This window comes from Qipengyuania sp. SS22 (assembly GCF_025736935.1).
Lineage (GTDB): Bacteria > Pseudomonadota > Alphaproteobacteria > Sphingomonadales > Sphingomonadaceae > Qipengyuania.
The window spans coordinates 1,967,529-1,985,039 of record NZ_CP107048.1 but is presented as its reverse complement, the minus strand read 5'-3'; the positions used below and the strand labels follow the sequence as shown (position 1 = coordinate 1,985,039).

Below are 17,511 nucleotides of genomic sequence, written 5' to 3'. Positions count from 1 at the left end.
GGATCGCGCGTGCGCGCGACGAATTCCTCGATCTCGGTCAGTGTGCTGCTCCCCAGCTGGTGCCGGTGCCGATATCGACACCCAGCGGGACATCGAGCGTCACCGCGGGTTCGGCGGCGCCCGCCATGACCCGCTCGATAACCGCGGAAGCCGCAGCCACATCGTCTTCGGGCAATTCGAACACCAGTTCGTCATGCACTTGCAACAGCATGCGGACATGACCCAGCCCGGCCTCCTGCAAGGCGGGCATCATGCGCACCATCGCGCGCTTGATGATATCCGCGCTGGTCCCCTGGATCGGCGCGTTGATTGCTGCGCGCTCACTGCCCTGCCGTTCGGCCTGGTTCTTCGAACCGATCCGCGGGAACCAGGTCTTGCGCCCGAACAGCGTTTCCGAATAGCCCCGCTCGCGGACTTCCTCGAGCGTACGGACGATGTATTTCTGGATACCGGGGAAGCGCTGGAAATAGGTGTCGATCATCGCCTGCGCCTCATCCGCCTCGACGCCCAGCCGTCCGCCCAGGCCCCAGCGCGAGATGCCGTAGAGGATGGCGAAATTGATTGTCTTGGCGCGCCCGCGCGTGTCGCGATTGACCTCGCCGAACATCTCGATCGCCGTGCGCGCGTGGATGTCCTCGCCCTGCGCAAAGGCTTCCTTCAAGCTCGGCACATCGGCCATATGCGCGGCCAGCCGCAATTCGATCTGCGAATAGTCGGCGGCGAGCAGGACATTGCCTTCCTCGGCGACGAAAGCCTCGCGGATCTGGCGACCGATCTCGGTGCGGATGGGGATGTTCTGCAGGTTGGGATCGGTCGAGCTCAGCCGCCCGGTCTGCGCGCCGACCAGGCTGTAGCTGGTGTGCACGCGGCCCGTCTGCGGGTTGATCGCTTCCTGCAGCGCATCGGTATAAGTACTCTTGAGCTTGGCCAGCTGGCGCCATTCGAGGACCTTGGCGGCAATCGGCGCGCCTTCGCCGGAAAGGCGTTCGAGTACGCTCTGATCGGTCGAATACTGTCCGCTCTTGCCCTTCTTGCCGCCCTTGTAGCCGAGCGTGACGAACAGCACTTCGCCCAATTGCTTGGGGCTTCCGACGGTGAATTCGGTCCCCGCAATGGCGTGGATTTCCTTCTCCAGCCGGGCGGTTTCGCCAGCGAATTCCTCCGACAGTTTAGCCAGCCGTGCGCGGTCGACCTTGATTCCGTGCCGTTCCATCTGCGCCACCACCGGGACCAGCGGGCGGTCGACCCGCTCGTAGATCCTGGTCCCGCCTTCAGTCGCGAGCCGCGGCTTCAGCTGCTGGTAGAGCCGCCAGGTGACATCGGCATCCTCGGCGGCATACTCGGTCGCCTTGTCGAGTCGCACCTCGCCGAAGGGGATCGCCTTGCGTCCGGTGCCGCACAATTCCTTGAAGGTCAGGCAGGTGTGGCCCAGGTGGCGTTCGGCCAGTTCGTCCATGCCGTGACCGCCGCCGATCCCGTCGAGCTGGCGCCCGGCATCGAGATCGAAGCTGATGATCATCGTATCGTCGACCGGCGACACCGCCACGCCATTGCGGGCGAGCACGTTGAGATCGTATTTGCCGTTGTGGAACACCTTGAGCACGGCGTCGTTCGCCAGCAGCGGCGCGAGCGCCTGCAGCGCGGAAGATTTGTCGATCTGCGTCGGCTTCTCGGCAAACATGTCGCTGCCGCCATGACCGAGCGGGATATAGCAGGCATCATTGGCGCCCAGCGCCAGGCTGATGCCGACCAGATCGCACTGCATGCAGTCGAGCGAACTGGTTTCGGTGTCGACCGCGACCAGCCGCGCGGCCTGCGCACGTTCGACCCACGCCTCGAGCCGGTCGAGCGCCTGCACGCATTCATAGGCACTGCGATCGACCGCGGGAAAATCGGGCAGCGGCTGGCGATTGCCCGCCGCATCGGCGGGCGCCCCGGCCTTGTCGCGCTTCGCCGGGTCGAGATCGGTGGTGCGCGAAGGGCTGCCGGTGCCGGCATCGAGGCGTTTGAGCAGGCTGGTGAAGCCATGCTTGCCAAGAAAGGCGGCGAGCGGTTCGCTGGGCACCTGGTCGAGCTTCATGTCGTCGAGCGACACCGGCAGGCCGCAATCCTCGCGCAGTGTCACCAGCACACGGCTGAGTTCGGCATCGGCCCGGTACTCGAGCAGGCGTTCCTTGAGTTTGCTGGTTTTCATGCCCGTGGCGGCATCGAGTGCGGCAACCAGATCGCCATGTTCGGCGATCAACCGGCTGGCAGTCTTGGGGCCGACACCGAAGATACCCGGGATGTTGTCGACCGAATCGCCCATCAGCGCGAGGACATCGCCGACCTTTTCCGGCGGGACGCCGAATTTCTCCTCGACCTCCTCGATATAGATGCGCGCATTCTTCATCGTGTCGAGCATGTCGATCCGCGCGCCGTCCTGCTCGCCGACGAGTTGCATCAGATCCTTGTCGGACGAGACGATCGTCACGTTCCACCCCTGCCGCTGTGCTTCGCGCGCATAGGACGCGATCATGTCGTCCGCCTCGACATCGGGTTCCTCAATGCAGGGCAGGCTGAAGGCGCGGGTGGCATCGCGGATCAGCGGGAACTGGGGCACCAGATCCTCTGGGGGCGGGGGCCGGTTGGCCTTGTACTTGTCGTAGATCTCGTTGCGGAAGCTGCGGCTCGACTTGTCGAGAATTACGGCCAGATGCGTCGGGCCATCGGCCTTGTGCAGATCATCGGCGAGCTTCCACAGCATGGTGGTATAGCCATAAACCGCGCCCACCGGGGTCCCTTCGGGGTCGGTCAGCGGGGGGAGGCGATGATAGGCACGGAAGATATAGGCCGAGCCATCGACGAGGTAGAGGTGCGGTGTTTCAGCCATGGCGAAGCGGCTTAGCAACGGGTTGGCACAATGGGGAGCGCGATTTTCGCCGATCCCCATAAGTCGCGGGATTCAGGCAATTTTGGCCGAAATAAGACCAGAATGTGGCGAGAATGCGGTGAATCTTCTTGCCGCGCCCCAATTCTGCCACTATTTAGACACTGTGAGGCCCCAATTGGGGGTTCGCGCGGGGAGGGGGCCACTGGCCGTCGCACCGCACCCAACACTCGCTGTTCAAGGATTTAGAACTATGCGCAAGATCGCTCTTTTCGCTGCTGCTTCGGCCGCTGCCCTGACCCTCGCCGCTTGCTCGGAAGCTACCGAAGACAGCGCCGAAGCAACTGCCGATTCGGTTGCTGCCGACGCTGAAGCCAACATGGAAGCCACTGGCGAAGCCATGGAAGCCGGCGCTGACGAAGTCGTTGCCGAAAGCGATGCGGCTGCTGCTGAAGTTGAAGCTGCTGTCGAAGGCGACGAAACTGCTGCTGAAGCACAGGCTGACTAAGTCAACCTCGCTTCGCGGACGGTTTTACGTTCACGAACAGAAAGGGCGGTGCCTCACGGCGCCGCCCTTTTTGTTTGTCCGGATGGTAAGCTGGGGTCAGTCCCCGCCGTAGTCCGCCGTGGCCCAGTTGCGACCGTCCCGCGCTTCGCGGCCAAAGCCGTCATACAGCGCCTGGGTAATGGTCGAGATCCGCGAATCGCGATTGTAGCGCGCCTCGAGCTTGCGCGTGCGGCTGCCATTCTCCACCGCCATCGACGGGCTTTGTCCGGTGACATAGATCGCAGCGGCGATCGCGCGGCCATCAGGCGTGTGGAAAATGCCGATATCGCTGGCGGTGCGGGCGAGCGTGCCGGTTTTGTGCGCCAAATTGGCGCTGAGCGGCAGCACCGAACGCATGCGCTTCTTGCCCGTCGTGGTTTCTTCCATCGCGTCGAGCAGGACGCGGCGCGAATAATCGCTCAGCCATTTGCCCTGGTAGATCCCGGCGAGCAGCTGGCCCATCGCGCGCGGCGTCGCGCTATCCTTGGTATCGACGCTCCATGCTGGGTCGATGCGGCCATCCTCGCGGATAAGCGTGGCGATATCGCGGGTCAGCTGGAACCCTTCGATCCCGGCATCTTCCATCCATTTGTTGACTGCGCGCGGGCCGCCGACTGCGGCAAGCAATGCGTCAGTGCAATCGTTGCAGCTCTTGCTGATCATCAGGCTGAGATGACGGTAAGCGGGCATGTAGGCGCCGCCCGGACGCGACAGGCGAAATTCGCTCGTCAGGCTCCACTTGCCCGCATCGACACCGGCCAGATAGGTCGCGGCGATCGCAACCTTGCTGGTGCTGGCCATGGGGAAGCGCTGGTCGGCCAATACGCCGATCTCACGCCCGGTCGACAGATCGATCGCATAGACGCCGATGCGCCCGTTCGATCCATCGGCCAGTTGTGCAATTTGCTGTTCGAGCGGGGTCGCATACAGCGCATCATAACTGGGCGGGGTGCGGACTTCGGTACCCAGAACGGTGTCGAACTGCGATTCGAAGCCAGTGCCCTGCGCCAGCGCGGGCGTGGCGCACGCCATCGCCGCAATCGCCAGCAATCGTCCGAAAAGTCTTTTACCCATAACGACCCTGTATACCTTTCAAGGTTAGGCGAAGCTTAATGCTGATCGATTGGGGCCAGACAAGGGCGCCGCGACGAAAAGTGTTGCGTGCACGACAGGTTCGATGATCGCCGCGTTACTTTGATGCGGAAAGCATGGGTCAGGCGTTCGCAATCGCCTGTTCGATCCGCTCGGTCGGCTCGCCCGACATGGTCTTGTCGATCTCGCCGACCAGCCGCTTTTCGAGTTCGGAATGATAATGGCGACGCATTTCGCCCAGCGTCTTGGGATCCGCGATTATCAGCACATCGTCGATCTCGCCCGCGACAGCCTTGGCATTGAGCCATTCGCTGGCGGCGGCGCCATGCGCGAGTTCATTGAGATCGGTGCGCCCATGCTGCTGGCTGCCCGCGTCCTGATGCTTCACTCCGGCGCTGAAATTGGTCGCCGACAGATCGGGCTTTTCGGCCGCGCCGAGTTTCGGTTCGAGCGGCTGGCCGCTGTTGCGCATCACGATGAAGTTCTCGCCGTCGACGATGGCGACATGGGCATTGGTGGGAAGGCGCATGGAGTCTCCTCTGGATTGTTGCTTGCCCTGACAACGGCCGAGGCGGCGATCAGGTCCGGGCTTGAGCAACGGCCCGTTTCATTGCACAACTGATTCCATGGGAGAGACGGAAAGCGCGGGCGCGCTGGAGCAGGGACTGGCGCAGGCGCTTGCACGCGTCGGTATGGCCGCACCTGAGGGGATCACGCGGCTGACGGGCGGCGCAACCATGGAAAGCTGGCGCTTTGCGAGTGGGGGCGGAGATTATGTGCTGCGCCGCGCGCCCAGCCTGTCGTTCATGGAAGACCGCCCCTTCGGCCACGATACCGAGGCCGCGATCATCCGCGCCGCGCATGGCGCGGGCGTCACCGCTCCCGAAGTGCTTGTCGAATTGCAGCCCGGTGACGGGATCGGCAGCGGTTTCGTGATGCGTGCCTTGCCCGGGACGCCCGATCCGCGCGCGATCCTGGCGATGGACGATGCCGCGCAATTGCTGCGCCAGGTGGCGCGCGACCTGGCGAAAATCCATTCGCTGCCACGCGATGGCTTGCCCGACGATGTGCCCGAAATGGACTATGCCGAGGCGGTCGACGGCCTTGCCGAGCAGTTCGACGAGGCCGGGGCCGACCGCCCGATCATCGCGCTGGGCCTGCGCTGGCTACGCGATCACCTCCCCGACCGTGTCGAGCCGGTGCTTAATCACGGCGACTACCGGCTGGGCAATCTGCTCGCCGAGGATTCGCAGCTTACCGGCGTACTCGACTGGGAACTCGCGCATTTTGGCGACCGACATGAGGACCTCGCCTTCGGCTGCATGGCAGTGTGGCGGTTTGCTCGGGTCGACCGGCCGGCGCTCGGGCTGGGATCGCTGCAGGACTATGTCCACGCGTATGAAGCCGAAAGCGGCGCGCAGGTGGATGCCGGGCGGTTCCGCTTCTGGCTGGTCTTTCGCACGGTGTGGTGGGCGCTCGGCTGCCTGCGCATGGCGAGCTTCTGGCGCAGCGGCGATGATCGCATGCTCGAACGCGTGGTCATCTCGCGGCGGACGAGCGAGCAGGAGCTCGACCTGTTGCTTCTTATGGAAGAGGATGCCCCTCCGGCCGAACAGGCCCGGCCCGTGCCCCCGGCCGACGACCCGCTCGAACCCGAGGGCGAAGCGAGTGCCGGCGAAATCGCCACTGCGATCACCGAATGGCTCGCCACGGTGAAAGACCGGATGGAGGGGCATGACCGCTTCCAGCTGGCGGTTGCGCGCAATGCGCTGGGCATGATCGCGCGCAATGACGCGGCCGCCACGCAGAGCGAAGACGCCATGCTCGCGCAGGATCTGCTCGACGGCAAGGCAACGCTGGCAACCCCCGGCCTGCTGGCGATGCTGCGCCGTGCCGCGCTCGACAAGCTGGCCGCCGACGTACCCAAATACCCGATGCTCGCGCTCGCGCAGGCGAAATGGACAGGAGAGGACTGATGGACTTCGCGATACCGCAGGAGCTGGAGGACTATTACGCCGAGCTGGAAGGCTTCATCGACAATGCGATCGCGCCGCTGGTGGCGCGTGACGACAACATCCGCTTTTTCGATCACCGCCGCGAAGATGCGCGCACCGATTGGGACCGCGGCGGCCTGCCGAGCCACGATTGGGAAGACCTGCTGCGCGAATGCCGCAAGGCCGCCGACGATGCGGGCCACTGGCGCTTCTCCGCGCCGAAGAAATACGGCGGCAGGGATGGTTCGAACCTGTGGATGGCGGTGATCCGCGACCGCTTCGCGCAGCGCGGGCTGGGGCTGCACAACGATTTGCAGAACGAGCATTCGATCGTCGGCAATTTCCCCTTCGTCGCGATGTTCGAAACCTTCGGCACCGAAGACCAGAAACAGGAATTCATCACCGGCGGCTTCGAGGGCACGCGCCGCGTCGCCTTCGGACTGACCGAGCCCGATCACGGATCGGATGCGACCTGGATGGAGACCAGGGCGGTGCGCGAAACGCGCGACGGTGTCGCCGGCTGGCGCATCGACGGCGAGAAGATGTGGATCACCGGCATGCATGTCGCCACGCATTGCGCGATGTTCGCGCGCACGGGCGGTGAGAATGGCGATGCCAGCGGGATCACCTGTTTCCTCGTCCCCAATCCAACGCCCGGTCTCGAGATCGAGGAATGGATGTGGACCTTCAACATGCCCACCGATCACCCGCGGCTGTCGATAAACAATGTCTGGGTGCCCGACGAGGCGATCCTCGGCGTGGAGGGGCGCGGACTCGCGCTGGCGCAAAGCTTCGTTCACCAGAACCGCATCCGGCAAGCAGCATCGAGCCTTGGCGCGGCGCAATATTGCGTCGAGGAAAGCGTTAAATACGCGCGGACCCGTAAGCCGTTCGGCGAAGAGCTGGCGCGCAACCAGGCGATCCAGTTCCCGCTGGTCGAGCTCGCAACGCAATGCGAAATGCTGCGGTTGCTGATCTACAAGACCGCCTGGGACATGGACAATATGCCGCATGAAGAGATCGAGAAGACGATCTCGGACAAAGTCTCGATGTGCAATTACTGGGCGAACCGGCTGGTGTGCGAAGCCGCCGACCGGGCGATGCAGGTGCATGGCGGGATCGGCTATTCGCGGCACAAGCCGTTCGAGCATATCTACCGCCACCACCGTCGCTATCGGATCACCGAAGGAGCGGAGGAAATTCAGATGCGCAAGGTCGGGGCCTATCTGTTCGGCTATCTCGGGCCGCGCCGCGGGAAGTTCTTGGGCGCCTGACCGGGACGCATAGACGGTTCCCGAAATTGGCGCTTGACCGGCTGCGGATCGCAGGGCCTTTTGGCCACGCAAACTTGGGGATCGACACTATGAAAATTACGCTTCGAGCGCTGGCGACCGGCCTGCTTCTGTCCACCTCGGCTGCGGCCATCGCCCAGCCTGCGCCGATCGTGCTGCCCGGTGCACCGGGCGCGGCCTCGCGCGTGATCGACGAGGACGAGGCGATCCGCCTGTCCGACACCCGCTTCTCGCCCGCCGACGTCAAGTTCATGCAGGACATGATCGTCCATCACCAGCAGGCGGTCGATCTGGCCGCGCTGGTCGATGGCCGCAGCAATCACGCCGATCTGGCCAAGCTCGCCGGACGCATCGATGCGAGCCAGGCGGACGAGATTACCTTCATGCGTGACTGGCTGGCCGAACGCGCGCAACCCGCCGCGATGATGCACCACGCGGGGATGGACCATTCCGCGCATCACCTGATGATGGGGATGGCGACGCCCGAACAGATGGCCGAACTGGCGACGCTGGAGGGGACCGACTTCGACCGCATGTTCCTGCAGCTGATGGTGCGCCATCACGAAGGCGCGATCGATATGGTCGAGACGCTGCATCGCCAACCCGGCAGCGCCTATGACCCGGTGATGTTCGAATTCAGCAACGACATCGTCAAGGAACAGAAATCCGAAATCGACCGGATGAACGGTATCCTCGCAACCCTGTCGAGCGATCCGCGCGCCAGCCTCGCCGCCGGTTTCCGCGATGCCGGGGAAGCGATCAGCAATCTGCGCCTGGTCGGTGCGTTGCCCAAGCCGACCGGCTTTTTCGATCCCGAGAACCCGGCCCAGCTTGCGCCGCTGATCGAGGACGACGAGGACACCGAAGACGCCGCCGAGCTGGTCGATGCGACCCGCCCCGATATTCGCGACGAAGAAGACGAGGACGGCCAGCCCCGCTTCGGCGAGCGCGGCTCGCTGCTGAGCTTTGCCAATACCGACATGGCCTTTAGCCGCGACCTGCTGGTGGCGGGCAATTACCACGGGTTCAACACCTACCGGCTGGGCGCGGACGGCGCCCCGCAACTGGTCAGTTCGACCGTCTGCCCCGGCGGGCAGGGCGATGTCTCGATCGTCGGCGACCTGCTGCTGATGAGCGTTCAGGACAGCCGCGCGCGCAAGGATTGCGGGCTGCAGGGCATTGCCGACAATGTCAGCGACGAACGCTTCCGCGGCCTGAGGATTTTCGACATCTCGGATGTCACCCGCCCGCGCCAGGTCGGGCAGGTGCAGACCTGCCGTGGCAGCCATACGCATTCGGTCGTCAGCGCCGACGCGGATCGCGTGGTGGTCTATAATTCGGGCACCAGCTACGTCCGCGATGGCAAGGAACTGGCGGGCTGTTTCGAAAGCGGCGGCGACAGCACCGCGCTGTTCAGCATCGACGTGATCGCGATTCCCGTAAATGATCCGGGCGCGGCGCGGATCGTCGACAGCCCGCGTATCTTCGCCAACGACGGACAGATTGCGGGCCTCTGGCGGGGCGGCGATCATGGCGAAGGCACGCAGGACACCCGCGTCACCGACCAGTGCCATGACATCACCGTCTTCCCGTCGCTCAACCTCGCGGCGGGCGCCTGTTCGGGCAATGGCATCATCCTCGACATTGCCGACCCGCTCAAACCGCAGCGGATCGACGATGTGACCGACCAGGGCTTTGCCTATTGGCACTCGGCGACCTTCAACAATGACGGCACCAAGGTGCTGTTCACCGACGAATGGGGCGGCGGCGGGCGACCGCGCTGCCAGGCGGGCGATCCGATGACCTGGGGTGCCAATGCGATCTACGCGATCGAGGATGGCAAGCTCGAGTTCCGCAGCCTCTACAAGCTGCCCGCACCGCAGACCGACAAGGAAAACTGCGTCGCGCACAATGGCTCGATCATCCCGGTGCCGGGACGCGATATTTTCGTCCAGGCATGGTATCAGGGCGGCATCTCGGTGATCGATTTCACCGATGCGGAAAAGCCGTTCGAGATCGCCTATTTCGACCGCGGGCCAGTCGACGCGGACCAGCTGGTGACCGGCGGTTACTGGTCGGCCTATTGGTACAATGGCCGCATCTACGCGACCGAGATTACCCGCGGGCTCGATGTCTTCGCGCTCGAGCCGAGCGAATTCCTCACCACCGAGGAAATCGCGGCGGCCGAAGCGGCGCAATACGGACGCGAGCTGTTCAATCCGCAGACACAGACGCAGGTGACTTGGCCGGCGAACGTTGTCGCGGCGGCGGAGGCCAGCCGCAAGGGCGGTTAAGATGGCTCTCGACCAACGGAACGGCGCCCGCTCACGCAGCCGTATGATCGGGGCGAGGCTGGTCATCGGCCTGCTTGCGCTGCTCGCCATCGCGGCGCTGATATCGCTGCTCGATACCAATCGCGGTTCGGTGCGCATGCTCGACATGCTGCGCGAGCCGTCGGTCTATCTGGCCGCCGCGCTGGCGGTGCTGGGCCTGATCCTGTCGCGCAAACGGGCGGTGGTGCTGGGTCTCGCGGCGATCACCATCGGTATCAATATGTGGCGTCTGTGGCCCTATAGCTTCCTCGCCACTGCGCAGGTCCCCCTGCCCGACGAGGTCGACGGGATGAGCTGTGCGCGGCTGCTGTCGTTCAATGTGCTGCAGGACAACGACCGCTATGATGACACCGCGACGCTGATCGAGCGGGTCGATCCCGATATCCTGTTGCTGATGGAAACCCACCAGCCGTGGCTCGATGCGCTCGAACCGCAATTGGCGCGCTATGGCTATCGGCTCGACCAGCCGCTCCGCAACAAATACGGCATGGCCTTCGCCACCCGGCTGACCGTCGACCGCGCCGAGATGGTCGCCAACACCAGTTCCAATACCCCGACGCTCTATGCCACCATGCGCATGGAAGATGGCGCGCGGTTCGAACTGATCGGCCTCCACCCGCGTCCGCCGCTGCCGGGGCAATCGACCGAAAGCCGGGATGCGAATATCGCGCGGGCGGGTGCGCGCACACCCGACGGCCTTTCGAACGTGCTCGCGATCGGCGATTTCAACGATGTCCCATGGTCGAAAACCACCGCGCGTTTCGCCCGCGAAGGCGGCTATCGCGATCCGCGCGCGGGTCGGGGCAGCTTTGCGACCTTCCCCGCCGACTATGCCTGGATCGGTTGGCCGCTCGATCAGATCTTCGTCAAGGACGGGGTCAAGGTGGAAGATCTGGTGATCGGCGACGACGTGGGCTCCGATCACCTCCCCCTGATCGCGCGGGTCTGCGTCGATCCGATGTCTGCCGATGCCGATATCGAGGGAGTGTTCGCACCGGAGACCCCCGCCGCGCCAGGGTTGTAGGTCGCGCGTTCTCCAGCGCGCGGTGAGCCAGTAAAAAGGCCCGGCAGGATCGCTCCCGCCGGGCCTCTTGTCTGTCCGGTGGTCGGGTGAGCTTAGAAGCCCATGCCGCCCATACCGCCCATGCCGCCCATGTCGGGCATTGCCGGAGCGGCTGCCTTGTCGTCGGGCTTCTCGACGATTGCGGCTTCGGTGGTGATCAGCAGGCCGGCCACCGAAGCGGCGTCCTGCAGCGCGGTGCGCACGACCTTGGTCGGGTCGATGACGCCGGCCTTGACCAGGTCTTCATAGGTGTCGGTCGCCGCGTTGAAGCCGAGCGACATGTCGTTGGCGTCGGTCAGCTTGCCTGCGACCACGGCACCGTCATGGCCCGCATTCGTGGCAATCTGGCGAACCGGGGACTGCAGCGCACGACGGATGATGTCGATGCCGCGGGTCTGGTCGTCATTGCTGCCTTCGAGACCGTCCAGTGCCTTGATGGCGTAGAGCAGCGCGGTACCGCCGCCCGGGACGATGCCTTCTTCGACGGCTGCGCGGGTCGCGTGCAGCGCGTCGTCGACGCGGTCCTTGCGTTCCTTGACTTCGATTTCGGTGGCACCGCCGACCTTGATCACGGCCACACCGCCGGCGAGCTTGGCGAGACGCTCCTGGAGCTTCTCGCGGTCGTAGTCGCTGCTGGTGTTGTCGATCTGGGTGCGGATTTCCGACACGCGCGCCTTGATGTCGCCTTCGTCACCGGCACCGTCGACAATCGTGGTGTTGTCCTTGTCGATGGTGACGCGCTTGGCTTCGCCGAGCATGCCGAGGGTCACGTTCTCGAGCTTGATGCCGAGGTCTTCCGAGATCATCTCGCCCTGCGTCAGGATCGCGATGTCCTGCAGCATGGCCTTGCGGCGATCGCCGAAGCCCGGAGCCTTGACCGCTGCAACCTTGAGGCCGCCGCGCAGCTTGTTGACCACGAGGGTGGCCAGCGCTTCGCCTTCGATGTCTTCGGCGATGATCAGCAGCGGGCGACCGCTCTGAACAGCCGCTTCGAGCACGGGCAGCATTGCCTGCAGGTTCGACAGCTTCTTTTCATGGATCAGGATATACGGGTTTTCGAGTTCGACCGTCATCTTGTCCGGGTTGGTGATGAAGTACGGGCTGAGATAGCCGCGGTCGAACTGCATGCCTTCGACGGTTTCGAGCTCGAATTCGAGACCCTTCGATTCGTCGACGGTGATCACGCCTTCCTTGCCGACCTTTTCCATGGCTTCGGCGATCTTTTCGCCGACTTCACGGTCGCCATTCGCGGAGATCACGCCGACCTGGGCGATTTCTTCGCTGCCGGACACGTCCTTCGAACGGCTCTTGAGGTCTTCGACGACCTTGATGACGGCGAGGTCGATGCCGCGCTTGAGGTCCATCGGGTTCATGCCCGCGGCGACCGACTTCATGCCTTCGGTCACGATCGACTGTGCCAGCACGGTGGCGGTGGTGGTGCCGTCACCGGCGGCGTCGTTCGCCTTCGATGCGACTTCCTTGATCATCTGCGCGCCCATGTTCTCGAACTTGTCCTTAAGTTCGATTTCCTTGGCGACGGTGACGCCGTCCTTGGTGATGCGCGGGGCGCCGAAGCTCTTGTCGATCACGACATTGCGGCCCTTGGGGCCGAGCGTGACCTTGACGGCATTGGCGAGGGTATCGACGCCGCGCAGGATGCCTTCGCGCGCGTCGCGGCCGAACTTTACGTCCTTGGCTGCCATTGGTGTTTCTCCTGGAATTCGTGTGTCTGGTGGAAAGCGTCAGGATCCGGCGATCAGCCGATGATCCCCATGATGTCGCTTTCCTTCATGATCAGCAGGTCTTCGCCGTCGAGCTTGACCTCGGTGCCGGACCACTTGCCGAACAGAACGCGGTCGCCGGCCTTGACGTCGAGCGCGGTGACCGTGCCGTCTTCCGCCTTGGCGCCCGAACCGACAGCGACGATTTCGCCTTCGCTCGGCTTTTCCTGGGCGCTGTCGGGAATGATGATCCCGCCGGCGGTCTTTTCTTCGGCTTCGATGCGACGGACCAGTACGCGGTCGTGCAGCGGACGAAATGCCATGATGATGACCTCTCTTCTAAGAGTTGAAATGAATGTTGGCACTCACTCGGTGAGAGTGCCAGCACGGGGCATTTGGGTGCGCGGGTTTGCAGAGTCAACGGGTCGGCGAGCAAAAAATGAACTCTTGCGCCAGTGCTGCGTTGGGGGTGGCGAAGCGGGTTGGCCGATCCCCGATGGGCCGACCCGGACCGATATGAATATGCCGCGATAAAGGGCCGCCCACGAATGACGACCGACCAAGCCATTTCCGCACTGACGATTCCCGAACAGATCTGGCTGTGGCTGCGGTTGCACATGATGGATATCGCGGGTGCTTTCGCGGTGCTGGTCATCGGCCTGCTGCTTGCGGGGGTGCTTTCGCGCTGGGCGGAACGCGCGATGACGCGCTCGCCGCGGTTCGAGCCCACAGTGGCCAACTTCCTCTCGAGCATCGTGAAATACGCTCTCTGGGCGGTGGTGCTGGTCACCGTGCTCGCGCAGTTTGGAGTGGAAACCACCAGCATCCTCGCGGCGCTCGGCGGCATGGCGCTCGCGGTCGGCCTCGCGTTGCAGGGGACCCTCAGCAATGTCGCCTCGGGCGTGATGATCCTCGTCCAGAAGCCGTTCAAGGTGGGCGAGGCGATCTCGGCCGGATCGGTGACCGGCACAGTCCAGCAGATCGGCCTGTTTACTACCGAACTCAAGCAGTTCGACGGACTGTTCGTCATGGTGCCCAATTCGCAGTTGTGGAACCAGGCGATCGTCAATTTTCACCGCCATCCGAACCGGCGGCTTGAGCTGGTCGTGGGTATTGCCTATGGCGACAGCATGCAGCGCGCGCGCGAAGAGCTGTTGAAGCTGGCACTGACCGACGACCGTGTATTGTCCGAACCCGAACCGGTCACCTTCGTCAGCTCGCTCGATGACAGTTCGGTCGGTATCGGTCTGCGTGTGTGGTGCGGCACGGCCGACTATCTCGGCCTGTCATGGGACCTCACCGAAGCGGTCAAGGCGCGCTTCGACGATGTCGGCATTTCCATCCCGTTCCCGCAGCGCGAGGTGGTGCAGCGCGCCGCCTGAGCTATGCCTTCAGCGGGTGCCGGGTCAATCCCAGCGCCTCGCGCCGGTGCCAGCGCCAGCCGAGCAGCGCGGCGGCCACGGTCAGCCCGGTCGCCAGCCCGATCCATACGCCGATGCCCTGCAGCGGGGTGTAGAAGCCCAGCACCAGAGCGGTGCCGATCCCCGGGACCCAATAGGCGAAGGCGGCGATCCACATCGGGATGCGGGTGTCCTGCAGCCCGCGCAGCGCGCCTGCGGCGACCGCCTGCATCCCGTCGAACAGCTGGAAGGCCGCGGCGATGACGATATATTGCAGCGCGAAGCCAACCAGCACGGCATTCTTCGGGTCCCAAGGATCGACATAGATCGCGATCAGCGGCTTGGGTATCACCACCATCGCCAGCGCGGTCAGCGCCATGAAGCCCGTACCGACAATGATCGCGGTCCATCCCGCGCGCTTGACCCCCTCCGGATCGCGTGCGCCATAGAAATAGCCCACCCGGATCGTCGCTGCCTGACCGACGCCGAAGGGCACCTGGAACGCCAGCGCCGCGATCTGCAGCGCCACCGTGTGCGCAGCCAGTTCGCTCGCGCCGATATTGCCCATCAGGAAAGCGGCCGCGCCGAAGATGCCCGCCTCGGCGGTGATGGTCAGCGCGATTGGCGTGCCCACGCGGACGATGTGCATGAAGCGCGCCCAGTCGGGCGACCACCACCGTCCGAACACGCGGTAACGGTGGAGCTTGGGGTCCAGCCGGATCGCGACCACATAGGCGCCCAGCGTGGTCAGCGTGGTGAGGATCGTCGCCACGGCGGCGCCCTGCAGCCCCAGCTCGGGCGCGCCCAGATTGCCGAAGATGAAAGCGTAATTGGCCAGCGCATTGACGAAGATGCCGCCCGCAGTAATCGCGGTGGCGAAGATCGGCCGGTCGAGCGTGGAGACGAAGCTGCGCAGCACATTACAGAACAGCATCGGCACCAGGCTGAGCACCAGGAGCGAGTTGTATTCGATCGCCATCGCGATGATCTGCGGTTGCTGCCCGGTCACGCGCATCAGCGGGCCGAGCAGCAGGCACACACCGATGCCGGCCACACCCGAGAACAACGCCAGCCATAATGCCATGCGCACCGTCCTCCGGACCGGACGCAGCGCGGGGGCCCGTTCGCCCAGCTCGGCAGCCGCCACCGGCGCCACCGCCCCGGTCAGGCCCGAAAGCGCCCACAGCACGAGGCCGAACAGCGCGATTGCCAGCGCCGAGGCAGCTAGCTGGTCCTCGCCCAGCCGCGCGATGAAGATCACGTCGATGGCATAGGTCAGCATCTGCAACAGGTTTGCGGCCGCCAGCGGCCAGCTCAGCCGCAGCGTCGCGCGCAGCTCGGTGCGCCAGCCATCACCGCCAGGAGGCGTGGGCTCCATGGCGGTTGCGTTCGTCATGCAGCCGGACCGGATAGGGGCGAGGGGTGCCGACGCCAATCGCGATCTGGCCTATGGCTTGAATTCGTCCTGTCGGTGCAGCCATAGAGGCACACTTTTCGCGGCCCGATCGCCATTCCCCACACAGGAACACCCGCTATGAACGCATGGATATATCTCGGCCTCGCCATCACATTGGAGGTAACGGGCACCTTTCTGCTCAAGCTGTCGGACGGCTTCGAGAAATGGCATTGGGGGGCGCTGTCGATCGCGTGCTATTCGGCCTGCTTCTGGGTGCTCGCGCCGGCGATGAAGGTCCTGCCCGTCGGGATCGTCTACGCGATATGGGCGGGCGTGGGCATCGTCGCCGCGGCGGCGATCGGGGTCTTGGCGTTCGACGAGAAACTTGGCGCGATCCAGTATGCGTGCATCGCCATGGTGCTGGTCGGCGCGATCGGTTTGCGAGTCACGACCACGACCTAGCGAGCGCGCCACCCCGACACACGAAAAGGGCGGCGCCTTACGGCACCGCCCTTCCGTGATCTCGCACGCGAGATCGAAGCGTAAGCGCCCAAACGGGCAGTAGCTTACTTGAGCTCGACGGTACCGCCGGCTGCTTCGATCTTGCCCTTGATTTCTTCGGCTTCTGCCTTGTTGACGCCTTCCTTGACGGGCTTGGGCGCGCCTTCGACGAGAGCCTTGGCTTCCGAGAGGCCCAGACCGGTGATGGCGCGGACTTCCTTGATGACCTGGATCTTCTTGCCACCGTCGCCGGTCAGGACGACATCGAATTCGTCCTTTTCTTCGGCTGCGGGGGCATCGCCGCCGGCGGCGGGGCCAGCAACAGCAACAGCAGCGGCGGCGCTCACGCCCCACTCTTCTTCAAGTGCCTTGGCAAGCTCAGCGGCTTCCATGACGGTCAGCTTCGACAGTTCTTCAACAAGCTTGGCGATATCGGCCATGATGTTTCACTCCAAATATAAGGCCGGGGTGTCCTGATGGACGAATGCCCCGATGAATGTGTGTTCGTACGTCGAACCAGCTCTTACGCGGCTTCCTTGGCGCCATAGGCGCCAACAACGCGTGCAAGCATCGACGTGGGTTCCTTGATCGTGCGGACAACCTTGGTTGCCGGCGCGTTGAGGAGGCCCACGATAGTGCCACGAAGTTCGTCGAGGCTGGGCATCGAGGCAAGCGCCCGAACCCCTGCTTCGTCGAGCTTCTGCGCGCCCATCGAACCACCGACGATTTCAATCTTGTCGGTGGTCTTGGCGAACTCCACCACGGCTTTCGCCGCAGCAACCGGATCCTCGGAATAACCAAGGGCGGTCGGACCGGTCAGGTACTCTTCGAGACCTGTATAGTCGGTGTCCTTCAGGGCGAGCTTGGCGAGACGGTTCTTGGCAACCTTGTAGGACGCACCGGCTTCACGCATCTTCGTACGCAGTTCGGTGGACTGATCCACCGTAAGCCCCAGATTGCGGGTGACGACCACCACGCCGGACTGGGCGAAGACTTCGTTGAGCTGGGCGACCGCATCGGTTTTCTGCGAACGATCCATGCCATACTCCTTCACTATGGCCACGCCGGGAAGACCCGCCGCGACCGGCTACGTTTGTCCGCCCCGGCGAACCGGAACGGGCGAGTCCGTTGATGGGGAAGGAGTGCGCCTGGTGGCGCGAAACGGTGCCGAAGCACCGGAAATCTCTGTCCCCGCCTAGGCTGGAAATTAAGAAGGCGCCAATTCGCCTTCACCAACTGTCTCGGACGGATGAACGGGTGGAATCAAAAGAGACCCGCCGTTCGACCGCGGGCCTCTAAGGAT

Annotated in this window: 15 protein-coding genes; 7 read left to right on the top strand and 8 right to left on the bottom strand. The window is 64.1% G+C overall.

The features are described 5' to 3' along the window. Nucleotides 1-37: 37 nt before the first annotated feature. Complete coding sequence (gene polA / locus N6L26_RS09865) at nucleotides 38-2,872, bottom strand: DNA polymerase I (protein ID WP_263605411.1); 2,835 nt, start codon at nucleotides 2,870-2,872, stop codon at nucleotides 38-40. Between the two features lie 250 nt (nucleotides 2,873-3,122). Between polA and N6L26_RS09860 the strand changes: the two genes are divergently transcribed. Then, a complete protein-coding gene (locus tag N6L26_RS09860) occupies nucleotides 3,123-3,377 on the top strand; it encodes a hypothetical protein (RefSeq protein WP_263605410.1) in 255 nt (84 codons plus the stop codon). Between the two features lie 96 nt (nucleotides 3,378-3,473). Here the strand turns inward: N6L26_RS09860 and N6L26_RS09855 are convergent, their stop codons facing one another. Continuing rightward, a complete protein-coding gene (locus N6L26_RS09855) occupies nucleotides 3,474-4,490 on the bottom strand; it encodes a serine hydrolase (protein WP_263605409.1) in 1,017 nt (338 codons plus the stop codon). Nucleotides 4,491-4,629: 139 nt separating this feature from the next. Then, nucleotides 4,630-5,037 (bottom strand): host attachment protein, encoded by a 408-nt coding sequence (locus tag N6L26_RS09850; RefSeq protein ID WP_263605408.1) that lies wholly within the window; start codon nucleotides 5,035-5,037, stop codon nucleotides 4,630-4,632. Between the two features lie 97 nt (nucleotides 5,038-5,134). Between N6L26_RS09850 and N6L26_RS09845 the strand changes: the two genes are divergently transcribed. From N6L26_RS09845 to N6L26_RS09830, 4 genes are all read left to right on the top strand, one after another. Further along, nucleotides 5,135-6,484, top strand: coding sequence for a phosphotransferase family protein (locus tag N6L26_RS09845; protein WP_263605407.1), 1,350 nt, complete (start codon nucleotides 5,135-5,137; stop codon nucleotides 6,482-6,484). Continuing rightward, a complete protein-coding gene (locus N6L26_RS09840) occupies nucleotides 6,484-7,776 on the top strand; it encodes an acyl-CoA dehydrogenase family protein (RefSeq protein ID WP_263605406.1) in 1,293 nt (430 codons plus the stop codon). The genes N6L26_RS09845 and N6L26_RS09840 overlap by 1 nt, the downstream gene beginning before the upstream one ends. Nucleotides 7,777-7,865: 89 nt before the next feature. Next, nucleotides 7,866-10,088: a DUF305 domain-containing protein gene (locus N6L26_RS09835; RefSeq protein WP_263605405.1), complete on the top strand. Its 2,223-nt coding sequence runs from the start codon at nucleotides 7,866-7,868 to the stop codon at nucleotides 10,086-10,088. Between the two features lies 1 nt (nucleotide 10,089). Further along, on the top strand, nucleotides 10,090-11,151 hold the full coding sequence (locus tag N6L26_RS09830) for an endonuclease/exonuclease/phosphatase family protein (protein ID WP_263605404.1): 1,062 nt from the start codon (nucleotides 10,090-10,092) through the stop codon (nucleotides 11,149-11,151). A gap of 92 nt (nucleotides 11,152-11,243) precedes the next feature. Here the strand turns inward: N6L26_RS09830 and groL are convergent, their stop codons facing one another. Beyond that, nucleotides 11,244-12,893: a chaperonin GroEL gene (gene groL, locus N6L26_RS09825; RefSeq protein ID WP_263605403.1), complete on the bottom strand. Its 1,650-nt coding sequence runs from the start codon at nucleotides 12,891-12,893 to the stop codon at nucleotides 11,244-11,246. 53 nt (nucleotides 12,894-12,946) lie between these two features. After that, nucleotides 12,947-13,234: a co-chaperone GroES gene (gene groES, locus N6L26_RS09820; protein ID WP_263605402.1), complete on the bottom strand. Its 288-nt coding sequence runs from the start codon at nucleotides 13,232-13,234 to the stop codon at nucleotides 12,947-12,949. 225 nt (nucleotides 13,235-13,459) lie between these two features. Here groES and N6L26_RS09815 point away from each other — a divergent pair, with 225 nt between their 5' ends. Then, complete coding sequence (locus N6L26_RS09815; protein ID WP_263605401.1) at nucleotides 13,460-14,293, top strand: mechanosensitive ion channel family protein; 834 nt, start codon at nucleotides 13,460-13,462, stop codon at nucleotides 14,291-14,293. A 1-nt stretch (nucleotide 14,294) separates the two neighbouring features. On the opposite strand, the gene N6L26_RS09810 is transcribed toward N6L26_RS09815, so the two are convergent. After that, nucleotides 14,295-15,707 carry an MATE family efflux transporter gene (locus N6L26_RS09810; protein WP_263605400.1) on the bottom strand — a complete coding sequence of 471 codons (1,413 nt, stop codon included), beginning with the start codon at nucleotides 15,705-15,707 and terminating at the stop codon, nucleotides 14,295-14,297. A 138-nt stretch (nucleotides 15,708-15,845) separates the two neighbouring features. Between N6L26_RS09810 and N6L26_RS09805 the strand changes: the two genes are divergently transcribed. Beyond that, nucleotides 15,846-16,169, top strand: coding sequence for a DMT family transporter (locus N6L26_RS09805; protein WP_263605399.1), 324 nt, complete (start codon nucleotides 15,846-15,848; stop codon nucleotides 16,167-16,169). A 104-nt stretch (nucleotides 16,170-16,273) separates the two neighbouring features. Here N6L26_RS09805 and rplL read toward each other — a convergent pair whose 3' ends face one another. Further along, the gene (gene rplL, locus N6L26_RS09800) at nucleotides 16,274-16,648 is read right to left on the bottom strand and encodes a 50S ribosomal protein L7/L12 (protein ID WP_263605398.1); all 375 of its coding nucleotides are present in this window, start codon (nucleotides 16,646-16,648) and stop codon (nucleotides 16,274-16,276) included. A gap of 83 nt (nucleotides 16,649-16,731) precedes the next feature. Then, nucleotides 16,732-17,247, bottom strand: a complete 516-nt coding sequence (gene rplJ / locus N6L26_RS09795; protein WP_253521785.1) for a 50S ribosomal protein L10 — start codon at nucleotides 17,245-17,247, stop codon at nucleotides 16,732-16,734. Nucleotides 17,248-17,511: the final 264 nt, after the last annotated feature.

Bases quoted from the DNA above. Each gene is read 5' to 3' on its own strand.
- N6L26_RS09845 (WP_263605407.1), top strand. From the start codon at position 5,135: ATGGGAGAGACGGAAAGCGCGGGCGCGCTGGAGCAGGGACTGGCGCAG.
- polA (WP_263605411.1), bottom strand. From the start codon at position 2,872: ATGGCTGAAACACCGCACCTCTACCTCGTCGATGGCTCGGCCTATATC.
- N6L26_RS09810 (WP_263605400.1), bottom strand. From the start codon at position 15,707: ATGACGAACGCAACCGCCATGGAGCCCACGCCTCCTGGCGGTGATGGC.
- N6L26_RS09840 (WP_263605406.1), top strand. From the start codon at position 6,484: ATGGACTTCGCGATACCGCAGGAGCTGGAGGACTATTACGCCGAGCTG.
- groL (WP_263605403.1), bottom strand. From the start codon at position 12,893: ATGGCAGCCAAGGACGTAAAGTTCGGCCGCGACGCGCGCGAAGGCATC.
- N6L26_RS09805 (WP_263605399.1), top strand. From the start codon at position 15,846: ATGAACGCATGGATATATCTCGGCCTCGCCATCACATTGGAGGTAACG.
- N6L26_RS09835 (WP_263605405.1), top strand. From the start codon at position 7,866: ATGAAAATTACGCTTCGAGCGCTGGCGACCGGCCTGCTTCTGTCCACC.
- N6L26_RS09830 (WP_263605404.1), top strand. From the start codon at position 10,090: ATGGCTCTCGACCAACGGAACGGCGCCCGCTCACGCAGCCGTATGATC.
- groES (WP_263605402.1), bottom strand. From the start codon at position 13,234: ATGGCATTTCGTCCGCTGCACGACCGCGTACTGGTCCGTCGCATCGAA.
- N6L26_RS09850 (WP_263605408.1), bottom strand. From the start codon at position 5,037: ATGCGCCTTCCCACCAATGCCCATGTCGCCATCGTCGACGGCGAGAAC.
- rplJ (WP_253521785.1), bottom strand. From the start codon at position 17,247: ATGGATCGTTCGCAGAAAACCGATGCGGTCGCCCAGCTCAACGAAGTC.
- N6L26_RS09860 (WP_263605410.1), top strand. From the start codon at position 3,123: ATGCGCAAGATCGCTCTTTTCGCTGCTGCTTCGGCCGCTGCCCTGACC.
- N6L26_RS09815 (WP_263605401.1), top strand. From the start codon at position 13,460: ATGACGACCGACCAAGCCATTTCCGCACTGACGATTCCCGAACAGATC.
- rplL (WP_263605398.1), bottom strand. From the start codon at position 16,648: ATGGCCGATATCGCCAAGCTTGTTGAAGAACTGTCGAAGCTGACCGTC.
- N6L26_RS09855 (WP_263605409.1), bottom strand. From the start codon at position 4,490: ATGGGTAAAAGACTTTTCGGACGATTGCTGGCGATTGCGGCGATGGCG.